This window comes from Bradyrhizobium sp. LjRoot220, assembly GCF_964252915.1.
GTDB lineage: Bacteria > Pseudomonadota > Alphaproteobacteria > Rhizobiales > Xanthobacteraceae > Bradyrhizobium.
Genome location: NZ_CAXUPS020000001.1, coordinates 1,371,135 through 1,383,279, shown reverse-complemented (window position 1 = coordinate 1,383,279; position 12,145 = coordinate 1,371,135). Strand labels below are relative to the sequence as shown.

Sequence of the window (12,145 nt, the reverse complement as noted above, 5' to 3'; positions counted from 1 at the left end):
AGAAAATGCCATGGCGCTGATGCGTCGCCAATCGCTGGTCAAATTCGATGCGCCCCTGTGCGAAACCATCGTCGACACGCCAAAACCCCAGGGAAGAGAAGTGCTGGTCCGCATCGAACGCTGCGGGCTGTGCCACTCCGACCTGCACATCCAGGATGGCTATGCCGATCTCGGCGGCGGCAAACGGCTCGACACCACGCGCGGCATGACGCTGCCGTTCACGCTCGGCCATGAGATCGCGGGCGTGGTCGAGGAAGTCGGCCCCGATGCGCCAAAGGGCCTGATCGGAAAGAAGCAGGCGGTATTCCCCTGGATCGGTTGCGGCCAGTGCCGCGACTGCGCCAACGGCGATGAAAACCTCTGCGTCAAGCAGCGCTTCCTCGGCGTCTCCATCGACGGCGGCTTTGCCAGCCACGTGCTGGTACCGGACGCGAAATATTTGCTGGATTACGATCCGCTGCCGGTCAACCAAGCCGCCACGCTGATGTGCTCCGGCGTCACCGCCTATGGCGCGCTCAAACGCCTGGTCGATCGTCCGCGGCAGCGTAACCTGCTGCTGATCGGGCTCGGCGGCGTCGGCATGATGGGATTGTCATTCGCGCAGGCGATGTTCACGCAGAAGATCGCGGTGGCGGATCTGAGCTCGGCCGCACGCGAGAGCGCGCTGCAGAACGGCGCCGCGGTGGCCTACGACCCGGCGGAGCCCGACGTGGTCAAACGCATGATCACGGAGACCGAGGGCGGCTTCGACGCGGTCGTCGACTTTGCCGGCAACGAAAGGTCGATGGCGTTTGCGGTCGCGGCAGTGGCACGCGGCGGCAAGATCGTGGTCTCCGGCCTGATGGGCGGCAATTTCAGCCTGCCGATGGTGCAGTGGGTCTACAAGCGCATGACCATCGAAGGCTTCATGGTGGGCACGCTGGCCGAGGCGAAGGAATTGATGGCGCTGGCCCGCGCGGGCAAGATCAAGCCGACGCCGATGAAGGAAGAACCGATGGCCGACGTCCAGAAATGGATCGACGAGTTGCGGGCCGGCAAGGTGGTTGGGCGGATCGTTCTGAAGAACTGAGGCGCTGAGATCCTGCTCAACAAAAACGGTGCGAATGACGACCGCAGTCGTCACGCACCGGCGAGTTGAATCAACTTGCGACCGATCGGTTTGGGCTGCTCGCTGGGCAAGACCAGCGACGTCGTCACAGAACCGTGCCGGGCCACAGCGTCCACGATCGTCTCCAGTTGTTGCGGGGACGGCACGAAAACCTTGAGAATGAAACAATCCTCTCCGGTCAGTCGCAGCACCTCCAGGACGTGAGGCATTTCGGAGAACTGCTTCAGACAGGATTGAATATGCTCGTGGGTCGTGCGCACGCGGATCACGGCCATCATTCTCAAGCCCAGCGCGGCGGGGTTAATTCGAGCTGCATAGCCGGTAATGACGCCGCGCTCCTCCAGTCGCTTGACCCTCTCCGAGGTCGCTGGCTGAGAGAGGCCCACCCTCCTGCCAAGCTCCGACATCGCGATACGTCCATCCTCCTGCATCACCTCGATGATCGCGATGTCTGTGGGATCAAGGGCTATGACAGTGTTTTCTCGAGACGACATGGGGTGAACCTTAAATCCATCGGTGCGCGCGCTTCTTTTCCGATCATTTCCCGTTCCCGGTCGCAACGGAAGACGTCAGTCTTGTCCTGTCACAAGGGATAACGGAGCGAGCATGGTTGAGATCATCATTGTACCGGGGATCGGAGGATCGGGTGAGTCGCACTGGCAAACCCGCTGGGAAGACGCCAATCCGCAATGGCGGCGCCTTCAGCCGACGGACTGGGATCAGCCAGAACTCGATGACTGGATCGCGGCGCTTGATCGCGAGGTTGGTGCAGCCCGGCATCCGCCGCTCCTCGTCGCGCACAGTTTGGGGTGCCTTTTGGTGGCACATTGGCAGCAAGTTTCCACGGCGCCGGTCGCTGGCGCATTCCTCGTGGCCGTTCCGAACCCGGAAGCTCCGGCCTTCCCTGCCGAAGCAGCCAGCTTTGTCAGAACGCCGCAGACCAGGTTCAGATTCCCCTCTCTCATCATCGCGAGTGCAAACGACCCCTATGGTACGGTCGACTATGCCCGAGGGAGAGCCAGCCAGTGGGGAGGCAGTATCGCGGAGTTAGGCGAACTCGGCCACATCAACCAGACCAGCAAGCTCGAGGACTGGCCGCAGGGAAAGGCATTGCTCGCGGCTTTCGCCGCCGGAACCGCGAACGGCGGCTAGGCAGTTAGAGCACCCGCCTCCAGATCGGATCGGAATTTCCCGCCCGCTACCGCGCGCAGACGAAGCTGGCGGCGTTTTTCGAATCTCCCGCCTTGTAATGTGGCCAGGCGGGCCACTGGCACAGCGGCAGTGAGCGGTCGACGGCGATCGGCAGCGCGGGTTGCTGCTCAACGACGACGAGATCGCCGGGCACGCGGCCTTTTTCCACCCAGTCGACCAGAACCGACAGCATGTCGACACTCGACGGTGCGCCGCTGCCGACGTGATCGACACCGGGCGCGGTGTAAAGGCGCATGAATTCGGCGGTCGCCGCCTCGCCCATCCGCTTCTGCACCTGCTCGAAATAACCGATGCCCGCGTAGGGGCTCTGCGCGTAGTCGGCCATGTATTCCAGGATCACGAGCTTGCCGCCGCGGGCCTTGAACGCGCTGAGATCGGGATTGGTCGAATCCATCAGCGCCGACACCTCGCGCACCCGGTCGGCGAAATCCTCCGGCCGGTATTTGCGGACATCGAAATTCGGATCGCGCGCGAAGATGTGCGCGATGCCGCCCGCGCCGTAGATCCAGGCGATGCCGTTGCCGGGCACCGGCGGCAGCGCCGGCGATGCCGAGCCCAGCCACCACGCGCTCCAGCCACCGGTCGGACCAAAGGATTTCGTCGCCTCGCCGGAAACGCCCCAGCCTGGATATTCGCTGATGCCGTTGGCGAGCGCGAACGGGAATTTGTAGGGCGCGTGCAGCGTGCGAATGGCGTTGACCTGCGCTTCGCTGAGGCACGCGTCGCCGCTGGTCCCGCCGGCGCAGAGCAGCTTTGCCGGATCGAAGCGCGCCTTGCAGCCGACAGCATCTTCCACCACGGCGTCGGCGACGCCGTCCTGCGCATCGCAGGCCGCGAGCACCGCGTCGTGCACCAGCTTGACCTGGGCCGGGCGAATCCACCCCTCTCCCCAGGTCGCAAGCCCGGCGCGGGTGCCGGCGTGCTGCAGGCCGACCCAGTTGATCACGGGAACGCGGGCGAAGATGCCGTCGAAATCATCGGGATAGCGCTGCGCCATGGTGAGGCCCTCGCGCCCGCCTTCCGAACTGCCGACGAAATACATCCGCTCGGGCTTCGCGCCGTAAGCGCGCTCCATCAGCATGGCGGCGGCGTCGCGCACTTTTTTGTACGAGGCATGCGCGAAGTTGACGAAGGCCTCGTCGTTCGCCGCAAACAGCTGAGGCGGTTCGCCCGGCTTGGTCTCGTGACCGGAATCGGTGCCGTAGGTCGCAAATCCGCGCGCCAGTGGCGACGCGCTGTCGAAGGGTGCTGCCGGCGGCAGGCTGAGGCCGGTGATCAACACGCCGTTGAATCCACCGCCGCCGTACTGCACCGAGCGGCCGTTCCACTGTAGCGGCAGATTGAGCTGGAAGCGGATCGGCGGCGCTTTTGGATCGGTCGGATCGATGTGACCCAGCACGCGGCAGAATTGCGGGGTCGCGGGACTGATGCGGGCGGCGGGGGTCGGTCCGCCCGCGGCGACCGTGAGCGGCTTTGGCTCGATCAGCGCGGCCGTGTCGACCTTGATCGCACCAGTGCCCGCCCCCGACAACGCGGCGCATGCCGCGGCCGGGTCGACGCCGAGAGGCCGCTCGGCCGCGGTAGCCAAGGCTGGCAGCGCGATGAGGCCGCATAGAAATACCGTCGTCGAGCTTGCCCGCGATACGCCGAACTTCGTGACCATGCGATCCTCCCGCGGGCTCTGTTTTGGGCCCTGTCACGCGGAAACTGCCATAAAGCGTGATCCACGTCACGCCTCGCCCCCGCCGAATGGCGGCGATGCTTTTCGAAGCCCGCACGGACTGATAATCTGCCGCCATATTGCAGGGATTATTGGGATGCGCGGGGCTTTCGCCGGTAAGGTCTGGACGTTCGCAGCGTTGGCGTTGCTGCTGTCGCTGATGTCGGCCATGCCCGCCGCCGCCGAGAAGCGCATCGCGCTGGTGGTGGGCAACTCCGCCTATCAAAACGTCCCGCGGCTCGACAATCCCCGCAACGATGCGGCGCTGATGGCCGAGACGCTGGCCAAGCTCGGGTTCACCCTGATCGGCGGCCGCGCCCAGCTCGACCTCGACAAATCGGCGATGGACAGCGCCGTGCAGAATTTCGGCCGCCAGGTGCAGGGCGCCGATGTCGCCCTGTTCTATTATGCCGGCCACGGCGTTCAGGTGTCGGGTTCGAACTACCTGGTTCCGGTCGGCGCCAATCCGACGCGCGAGGCCGATGTCGATTTCCAGATGGTGGACGTCAATCTCGTGCTGCGCCAGATGCAGGGCTCGGGCACGCGGCTCAACATGGTGATCCTCGATGCCTGCCGTAACAACCCGTTCGGCGCCCGTGGTTTGCGCGCCGCCGACGGCGGGCTTGCCCAGATGCGCGCGCCGGAAGGCACGCTGATTTCCTATGCGACACAGCCCGGCAACGTCGCGCAGGACGGCAGCGACGGCAACAGCCCCTACACCAAGGCGCTGGCGGCGACGATCAAGCAGTCGGGCCTCGATATCTTCCAGACCTTCAACCAAGTCGGCCTTGCGGTGAAGCGCGAGACCGGCGGATCACAGCAGCCCTGGGTGTCCTCCTCGCCGATCGACGGCACCTTCTATTTTGTCGCGCCTGCCGCCTCGCCGCGGGTTGCTGCTACGCCACCGCCACCATCACAGCTTTCCAGCGCGTTGCGGCCCGATCCGGACCGGATACCGATCAAGGATGTGACGCTGCTGCGGGAATTGAGCGACCGGCTTTACGAGCACAATTTCGATCCGGAGCCGCTCGACAGCAAGAACGGCATGCGGCTGGCGATCAGCCAGTTCCAGGCCAAGAGCAGCATGACGCCCACCGGCGAGGCCACCGAAGGCGTGCTGACGCGGCTGCGCAAGATGGACGATCTCAAGCCGTGGGGATCGATCGTCTACGGCCCCGACAGCAACAAATGGGGCATTTCCTGGAATCACGCCTCGCGGCGGGCGGCGGTCGACGATGCGCTCAAGAATTGCGGATCGAGCAAATGTCCGCTCGAACTGAGCTTCTATGGCTCGCGATGCGGCGCATTTGCGATCTCGGGGAATTCCTGGTCGCTGGTTCAACGCGACACGGTGCAGCGCGCCAAGGAGGCCGCGCTCGGCGAGTGCAACAAGACCGGGAAATCCTGTCGCATCATCGGTGCGGTCTGTGCCGATGGATCGGGCCGCTAGATTTTACGTTCGAGAATTGCGGACGCGCCGATTTTACATTCGAGAAATTGAAAGCACCCGGTTTATGCAAAGCGCATTTCAACATTCGATCAGGATTGGTCTGCTCTTCCTTTTGATATCAGTTGGGTTCGAGACGACCAGCTTCGCGCAATCCGGCAGCGCCGGCGGCAGCATCGGCAATGACGAGAAGTCACTGTCCGGTTCGCGCGCAACGCCGCGCGCGGTCGAAACCGAAAAGCCCGCGCGGCGCAGCAGGCCCAGGTCCGAAGCCGACGAACCGCGCCGCGCCTCGCGGAAGAGCGGCGGTAGTGGCGGCGGAAATTTCGATGGCGCGTGGGTCGCCCAATCCCATGGCTGCGGCAACAGCACCGAGCGGTTCGTGATCAGCAGCGGCAGGATCGCGGGGGAATTGAGCTCCGGTCAAGTCAGCCCAAATGGCTCGACGACATCAGGCGGCTCCGTCTCGGGCTTGAGTTGGAGCAACTCCGGCCGTTTCTCGGGCCGCAGCGGCTCCGGAACATTCAGGCGATCGGATGGCTGTTCCGGAACATGGACGGCGTCGAAACAATAGCATCGATGCCTGTTTTTCAGGGTTCCGCTCGCCTCTGATGTGAGGCCGGCGAGCCCCAATTATGCCCTATCCGCTCCGGAATTACGGCCCATTACGACCCAAGTCTTTAACGAAAACTTGAGGCGTAAGCGTCGCGTATCACCACCGGGGATTCCATGTCACACCGTTCAGCGAAATTCATCTCGGCGATCTTCGCCAGCATTCTGGCGGGAACCAGTTTCGCCGCCGTTGCGCAGGAGCCGGCCAAGGAGAACAACGCGAAAACGGCGGACACTTGCCTGACGCGTCCAAAGGGGCCGTTGCCGGCAGGCGGTCATTGGTATTACCGGACCGATCATGCCGCCAAACGCAATTGCTGGTACATCGGCGAAGCGAAGAACAAGACCGCGCGATCAGCGCCGCAGGATTCTTCATCTGCACCTGCAACATCGGATCTCGCATCGGTGGAGGCGGCCGATGCCGCTTCGCCGCAGCAGAGTATCAATGCCCGCAAATCGATCGCGAACGCGCGCGCCGAACTGACGGCGCCACAGGCGCGCATCGAGGATTTGAGCGAGCCGCAGAACACGGGTGTGGTGCCCAATGTCGGCATCGAAAATAGCCAACGCGCGGCGGCACCGGACTTGGCGCCGCCATCCTCCATCGCATCGCGCTGGCCGGAATCGTCGGGCGTCAGCCCATCGAGCGGTCCGCGCCTTGCCGCGGCCGAGCCGTCGCAGAGCCAGCAGACTCAAAGCCCGGAGACCCAAAGCCTCCAGACCCTGAGCCTTCAAGCCCAGAGCCTTCAATCCAATGCTACGGCGACGCCGCAGCCCGCCGCTCCCCCGGTCGCGCTTGCGGCCGCGGATTCATCGCTGGAGAGACGGTCGGCATCGATGCAGATGCTGCTCCTGGTGATGGCCGGTGCGCTGGCGCTGGCCGGCGTCACTGCAAGCCTGGTTTTCCGGTTCGGCCGGGCGCAGGCGATCCCACTGGAAGCTCACAGCGGCCGCCGTGCGATCTGGGATTCCATCCCGACCGAACGTACCTCGCCGCCGCTGTTCCCCGATGAGGAGACGCCGATCTGGCGCGGCAATACGCCCCGCAACGTTCCCCTCGATCCGCGCGCGCCCGACGATCCGGAGCGGCGGGTAACGGAGATGCTGGCGCGGTTGGCACGCAGTGCGCAGACGTAAGCCAGGCACGGCGTAACCCAAGCACGGACGTAGAGGCGCAGACCCGCGGACGCAGTCGTTTCTATTTTTCGAGCTGGCGCTGCAGGGCGCGGACGAATTCCGTCAATCCGGTGCGGCGCTCGCGCTTGAGCCGCTCGGCCTTGAGGATCGACTGCACCTCGGCGAAGGCAGCATCGACGTTCTGGTTGACGACAATGTAGTCGTATTCCGCCCAATGGCTCAGCTCATGGGTGGCGCGGTCCATCCGGGCGCGAATCACCTCGTCGGAATCCTGGGCGCGGGTGTGCAGGCGCTTCTCGAGATCGGCGGCCGACGGCGGCAGGATGAAGACGCTGACCACGTCGGCGCGGGCTTTCTCGCGCAATTGCTGGGTGCCCTGCCAGTCGATATCGAACAGCACGTCCTGTCCGGCGGACAAAGCGGCCTCGACCGGCGCGCGCGGCGTGCCATAGCGGTTGTCGAACACGGTGGCCCATTCGAGCAGTTCGCCCTGCTTGGCCATCGCTTCGAATTTAGGTTTGTCGACGAAGAAATAATCGCGGCCGTCGACCTCGCCCGGCCGCATCGGCCGGGTGGTCGCCGACACCGACATTTTCAGGCCCGGCATCTTGTCGATCAGCTTGCGCGACAGCGTGGTCTTGCCTGCGCCGGACGGCGAGGACAGCACGAACATCAGCCCGCGCCGCTCAACCCCGTCGAAACCACCAGCCGTCATCGCTCACTCCAGATTCTGGACCTGCTCGCGGAACTGCTCGACCACGTTTTTCATCTCGAGCCCGGTATTGGTCAACTCCAGATCGTTCGATTTCGAACAGCAGGTGTTGACCTCGCGGTTGAACTCCTGGGCGAGAAAATCCAGCCGGCGTCCGACCGGGCCGCCCTTGCCGATCATCTCGCGAACCTGGGCGACGTGGGAGGCGATGCGGTCGAGTTCCTCGCGGATGTCGGCCCTGGCCGCGATCATGATCGCTTCCTGATTGAGCCGGTCGGAATCGAAGCGATCGGAGGTCTCCAGCAGCAATGCGACCTGCTCGGCCAAACGTGCCCTGATCGCCTCCGGCTTGCGGCCGGGCGCCGCCTCGGCCTTCTTCGCCAGCTGCTCGATCTCGTCCATGCGCTGATTGAGAATCTGCCCGAGCGTGACGCCTTCACGGCGGCGCATCTCGACCAGATTGGCCAGCGCCTGCTCGAACGCCAGAGCGGCGGCGTCTTTCGCCGCCTTGTCTTCGGTCTCATCGCTTTCGGGCTCGACGACCTCGATGACGCCCTTGATGCCGAGCAGGCCATCGATGCTGGGCGCCACGGCGTCAATCTTGCCGGCGAGCACGCCCGCGACCTTCACGATCGAGTTGAGCACGTCCTCATTGATGCGGATGGTGGAGACCGCATTGGCCCGCTTGATGTTGAGATTGGCGTAGACCGTGCCCCGCGACAGCACCTCGCCGGCGCGCTTCTTGGCGAAAGCCTCCAGCTCGTCCCATCCGGGCGGCAGCCGCAACCGCAGGTCAAAGCCCTTGGCGTTGACCGATTTCAGTTCCCATTCGAACGTGTACGGACCGCTGGCGCCGTTGCTCCGGGCAAAACCGGTCATGCTCGATAGCGCCATAGCGTAAGACTTTCCGAAAACGGGGGGATGCGAGACTCGGTGCGGAACGGCGCGAGCTTAAAACGATTTCACGCCTGATGGAATTGCGTTAGCGCTGAACCACCGGGGCCGTCGTCGATTGCGCCGCGCCCTGGCGGGCGCCGGGGGCAGGTGCCGCCGGACGTGCGGGCGGCTTCTTGGACCCCGTGGGCCGCGTCGGCGTCGTCGCCGTCGGGTTGGTGTCGGCGGCCGGCGCACCGGCCGGGGCAGGCGGCGCGGTCTCTTCGGCCGGTTCGACCGTGTCGTTCTGAATCTGCTTTTCCAGCACCCGCAGCTTGGCGACGTTCTTTTGATGCTGGTCGTAGGTTTCGGTAAAGGTATGCCCGCCGCTGCCATCTGCGACGAAGAACAGGTCGCGGGTCCGCGCCGGGTTGGCCACCGCCTCGAGCGAGGCACGGCCGGGATTGGCGATCGGCCCCGGCGGCAAGCCTTCGATCACATAGGTGTTGAAGGGCGACGGCTGCGTGATTTCGGAGCGCTTGATCGGCCGCCCCAGCGTGCCCTTGCCGCCCACCAGCCCGTAGATGATGGTCGGGTCGGATTGCAGCTTCATCTTCTGCCGCAGCCGGTTGGTAAAGACGGCGGCGACCCGGCTGCGCTCGTCGGCCCGGCCGGTTTCCTTCTCGACGATCGAGGCAAGTGTAATCAACGCCTCCGGCGACTTGACCGGAATGTCCGGATTGCGGCGCTCCCAGATTTCCGCAAGCACCCGCTTCTGGGTCTGCTGCATGCGCTGGACCACCTGCTCGCGGGTGGTGCCGCGCGGGAATTTATAGGTTTCCGGCAACAGCGTGCCCTCGCGCGGCATTTCCTTCAACGAGCCGGAGAACAGATCGTTGTCGGTGAGGCGCGCCACGATCTGTTCGGAGGTCAGGCCCTCGGGAATCGTGACGCTGTGCTGTACCACCTTGCCTTCGACGATGGTGGCGATGACATCGCGCAGGCTGGCCTTCTTCTGGAACGAATATTCGCCGGGCTTGAGGTCGGAGCTCGCCTTCAGCGCAAACACGCTGCCGATGAACAGCCAAGGATTGACGTCGATGACGCCCTCGCGCTGCAGGGCGTCGGCGATGTCTCGCTTGCCGGCGCGTGCCGGAATATTGACGATCTTGTCTTCCAGCAGCGGACCCGGCGTCTCCAGAAGCTGGCGGCCGTAATAATACGCGGTCCCCGCGCCGATCATCAAAATGATCAGGATGGTGATGATGGCATTGCCGATCACGACGAACGGATTGCGGGCACGCTCGGACCGCTTCGGCGGCGGCGGTACCTGCTCGGGCTCCAGCGCAGCGCGCGGGCTCCGGGGCGAAATGGGCGGCCTTTCACTCATCGATGCAACCTGAATCCTGCCGGTTCAATCGTGGCCTGACAAACCCCCTGCCGGACCACGAGCCTACGCCCACACCTCGCGCATGATCCCGCCAAAGCGTGAGCGGTTCGACGATAAAATCGCGCGCTCCTTTATAGTCCGGAGCGCGATCGGACGCAAAACCGGTGGCCACGTTTGCTGATCGCGCTCTGAAGTCACCGCCGAATGCGGCAAAACGGTGGAGTCGTTCTAAACACTGCTAATGAAACACTTGCTAATCAACGCGCCGAACGATCACGGAGGCGTTGGTGCCCCCGAAACCGAAAGAATTCGACAGCGCGACGTTGATCTCGCGTTTGCGCGCCGCCAGAGGCACGAGATCGATCGCCGTCTCCACCGACGGGTTTTCCAGATTGATGGTGGGCGGAGCGATATTGTCGCGAATCGCAAGGATGCTGAAAATCGCCTCGATCGCGCCGGCCGCGCCGAGCAGGTGCCCGGTCGACGACTTGGTCGACGACATCGACACCTTGGAAGCTGCATTGCCGAGCAGCCGCTCCACCGCGCCGAGTTCGATCTCGTCGCCGATTTGCGTCGAGGTTCCGTGCGCATTGATGTAGTCGACATCGGAAGCGCTGATGCCGGCGCGCTTCAGTGCCGCACTCATGCTGCGGAAGGCACCGTCGCCGTCCGGCGCCGGCGAGGTGATGTGATGGGCGTCGCCGGACAGGCCATAGCCGATCACCTCGGCGTAGATTTTCGCGCCGCGCTCTTTGGCGTGCTCATATTCCTCGAGCACCACGATGCCGGCGCCCTCGCCCATCACGAAACCGTCGCGATCCTTGTCGTAGGGGCGCGAGGCCCGTTCCGGCGTGTCGTTGAAGCCGCTCGAGAGCGTGCGCGCCGCGCAGAACCCCGCCATGGCCAGCCGGCAGATCGGCGACTCCGTGCCGCCCGCCACCATGACGTCAGCATCGCCGAGCATGATCAGCCGGCTTGCGTCGCCGATCGCGTGCGCCCCGGTCGAACATGCCGTGACGACGGAATGATTGGGTCCCTTGAGGCCGTGCTCGATCGAGACATAGCCGGAAGCCAGATTAATTATCCGTCCAGGAATGAAGAACGGTGACACCCGGCGCGGTCCGCGTTCCTTGAGCAGCAGTGCGGTGTCGGCAATGCCGGACAGGCCGCCGATCCCGGATCCGATCAGGGTGCCGGTCGCGCATTTGTCTTCCTCGCTCGCGGGATGCCAGTTGGCGTCGTCGAGCGCCTGGCGCGCGGCGGCCATCGCGAAGATGATGAAATCATCGACCTTGCGCTGCTCCTTTGGCTCCATCCAGTGGTCCGGATTGAAGGTGCCGTCGCTGCCGTCGCCGCGCGGAACCACGCAGGCGATCTGGCTGGAGAGATCGGAAACCTCGAAGGTCGCGATTCGCCTGGCGCCGCTCTGGCCGGCAAGGATACGCGCCCACGTTGCGTCAACGCCGCTGGCGAGTGGCGTAACCATGCCCAGCCCCGTGACGACAACCCGTCTCATATCAAGAACTCCGGCCCGTAATTGGCGGTCCATAACAAGAAACCGGGGGACCGTTCGGCAACGGCCCGTCCGGCTCTATGCGCACCGCGAGGGGCTTCAGCTTTTCGCGTTCTTTTCGAGAAATTTGGTCGCGTCGCCGACGGTCAGAATCGTCTCCGCGGCGTCGTCGGGAATCTCGCAACCGAACTCTTCTTCAAATGCCATCACAAGCTCGACGGTGTCGAGGCTGTCGGCGCCGAGGTCGTCGATGAAACTTGCCGCATCGACCACCTTTTCGGGTTCAACACCGAGGTGTTCGACCACAATCTTCTTAACCCGTTCGCCAATCTCACTCATCGTTCAACCTCGTGCTTGTTCCATTGGACCCGACCCCAAGATACCGCAAGACGATACGAGCCATCGTGGTCGTTAAACTTCC

The 12,145-nt window shown here is 64.1% G+C and carries 12 protein-coding genes; 4 read left to right on the top strand and 8 right to left on the bottom strand.

What is annotated here, in order from left to right; all coding sequences use genetic code 11:
• Positions 1–10 precede the first annotated feature (10 nt).
• Complete coding sequence (locus ACSQ84_RS05965; RefSeq protein WP_436210691.1) at positions 11–1,069, top strand: alcohol dehydrogenase; 1,059 nt, start codon at positions 11–13, stop codon at positions 1,067–1,069.
• A gap of 50 nt (positions 1,070–1,119) precedes the next feature.
• Here ACSQ84_RS05965 and ACSQ84_RS05960 read toward each other — a convergent pair whose 3' ends face one another.
• Positions 1,120–1,602, bottom strand: coding sequence for an Lrp/AsnC family transcriptional regulator (locus ACSQ84_RS05960; RefSeq protein ID WP_436210690.1), 483 nt, complete (start codon positions 1,600–1,602; stop codon positions 1,120–1,122).
• A 112-nt stretch (positions 1,603–1,714) separates the two neighbouring features.
• Here ACSQ84_RS05960 and ACSQ84_RS05955 point away from each other — a divergent pair, with 112 nt between their 5' ends.
• Positions 1,715–2,260: an RBBP9/YdeN family alpha/beta hydrolase gene (locus ACSQ84_RS05955; protein WP_436210689.1), complete on the top strand. Its 546-nt coding sequence runs from the start codon at positions 1,715–1,717 to the stop codon at positions 2,258–2,260.
• Between the two features lie 46 nt (positions 2,261–2,306).
• On the opposite strand, the gene ACSQ84_RS05950 is transcribed toward ACSQ84_RS05955, so the two are convergent.
• Positions 2,307–3,983 carry a tannase/feruloyl esterase family alpha/beta hydrolase gene (locus ACSQ84_RS05950; protein WP_436210688.1) on the bottom strand — a complete coding sequence of 559 codons (1,677 nt, stop codon included), beginning with the start codon at positions 3,981–3,983 and terminating at the stop codon, positions 2,307–2,309.
• 226 nt (positions 3,984–4,209) lie between these two features.
• Between ACSQ84_RS05950 and ACSQ84_RS05945 the strand changes: the two genes are divergently transcribed.
• Positions 4,210–5,490 carry a caspase family protein gene (locus tag ACSQ84_RS05945; RefSeq protein WP_436211188.1) on the top strand — a complete coding sequence of 427 codons (1,281 nt, stop codon included), beginning with the start codon at positions 4,210–4,212 and terminating at the stop codon, positions 5,488–5,490.
• 78 nt (positions 5,491–5,568) lie between these two features.
• On the opposite strand, the gene ACSQ84_RS05940 is transcribed toward ACSQ84_RS05945, so the two are convergent.
• On the bottom strand, positions 5,569–5,859 hold the full coding sequence (locus ACSQ84_RS05940) for a hypothetical protein (RefSeq protein WP_436210687.1): 291 nt from the start codon (positions 5,857–5,859) through the stop codon (positions 5,569–5,571).
• Between the two features lie 357 nt (positions 5,860–6,216).
• Between ACSQ84_RS05940 and ACSQ84_RS05935 the strand changes: the two genes are divergently transcribed.
• Entirely contained in the window at positions 6,217–7,236 is a 1,020-nt protein-coding gene (locus ACSQ84_RS05935; protein ID WP_436210686.1) for a hypothetical protein, read from the top strand.
• 61 nt (positions 7,237–7,297) lie between these two features.
• Here ACSQ84_RS05935 and gmk read toward each other — a convergent pair whose 3' ends face one another.
• From gmk to ACSQ84_RS05910, 5 genes are all read right to left on the bottom strand, one after another.
• Positions 7,298–7,951, bottom strand: a complete 654-nt coding sequence (gmk, locus tag ACSQ84_RS05930) for a guanylate kinase (protein ID WP_436210685.1) — start codon at positions 7,949–7,951, stop codon at positions 7,298–7,300.
• 3 nt (positions 7,952–7,954) lie between these two features.
• Positions 7,955–8,842 carry a YicC/YloC family endoribonuclease gene (locus tag ACSQ84_RS05925; RefSeq protein WP_436210684.1) on the bottom strand — a complete coding sequence of 296 codons (888 nt, stop codon included), beginning with the start codon at positions 8,840–8,842 and terminating at the stop codon, positions 7,955–7,957.
• Positions 8,843–8,930: 88 nt separating this feature from the next.
• Entirely contained in the window at positions 8,931–10,211 is a 1,281-nt protein-coding gene (mltG, locus tag ACSQ84_RS05920) for an endolytic transglycosylase MltG (RefSeq protein ID WP_436210683.1), read from the bottom strand.
• Positions 10,212–10,464: 253 nt separating this feature from the next.
• A complete protein-coding gene (gene fabF, locus ACSQ84_RS05915) occupies positions 10,465–11,727 on the bottom strand; it encodes a beta-ketoacyl-ACP synthase II (RefSeq protein ID WP_436210682.1) in 1,263 nt (420 codons plus the stop codon).
• 96 nt (positions 11,728–11,823) lie between these two features.
• Positions 11,824–12,063, bottom strand: a complete 240-nt coding sequence (locus tag ACSQ84_RS05910; RefSeq protein ID WP_006020277.1) for an acyl carrier protein — start codon at positions 12,061–12,063, stop codon at positions 11,824–11,826.
• Positions 12,064–12,145 lie beyond the last annotated feature (82 nt).

Coding starts and splice junctions, on each gene's coding strand:
- ACSQ84_RS05945 (WP_436211188.1), top strand. CDS start 4,210: ATGCCCGCCGCCGCCGAGAAGCGCATCGCGCTGGTGGTGGGCAACTCC.
- mltG (WP_436210683.1), bottom strand. CDS start 10,211: ATGAGTGAAAGGCCGCCCATTTCGCCCCGGAGCCCGCGCGCTGCGCTG.
- fabF (WP_436210682.1), bottom strand. CDS start 11,727: ATGAGACGGGTTGTCGTCACGGGGCTGGGCATGGTTACGCCACTCGCC.
- ACSQ84_RS05960 (WP_436210690.1), bottom strand. CDS start 1,602: ATGTCGTCTCGAGAAAACACTGTCATAGCCCTTGATCCCACAGACATC.
- ACSQ84_RS05955 (WP_436210689.1), top strand. CDS start 1,715: ATGGTTGAGATCATCATTGTACCGGGGATCGGAGGATCGGGTGAGTCG.
- ACSQ84_RS05910 (WP_006020277.1), bottom strand. CDS start 12,063: ATGAGTGAGATTGGCGAACGGGTTAAGAAGATTGTGGTCGAACACCTC.
- ACSQ84_RS05950 (WP_436210688.1), bottom strand. CDS start 3,983: ATGGTCACGAAGTTCGGCGTATCGCGGGCAAGCTCGACGACGGTATTT.
- ACSQ84_RS05965 (WP_436210691.1), top strand. CDS start 11: ATGGCGCTGATGCGTCGCCAATCGCTGGTCAAATTCGATGCGCCCCTG.
- ACSQ84_RS05935 (WP_436210686.1), top strand. CDS start 6,217: ATGTCACACCGTTCAGCGAAATTCATCTCGGCGATCTTCGCCAGCATT.
- ACSQ84_RS05925 (WP_436210684.1), bottom strand. CDS start 8,842: ATGGCGCTATCGAGCATGACCGGTTTTGCCCGGAGCAACGGCGCCAGC.
- gmk (WP_436210685.1), bottom strand. CDS start 7,951: ATGACGGCTGGTGGTTTCGACGGGGTTGAGCGGCGCGGGCTGATGTTC.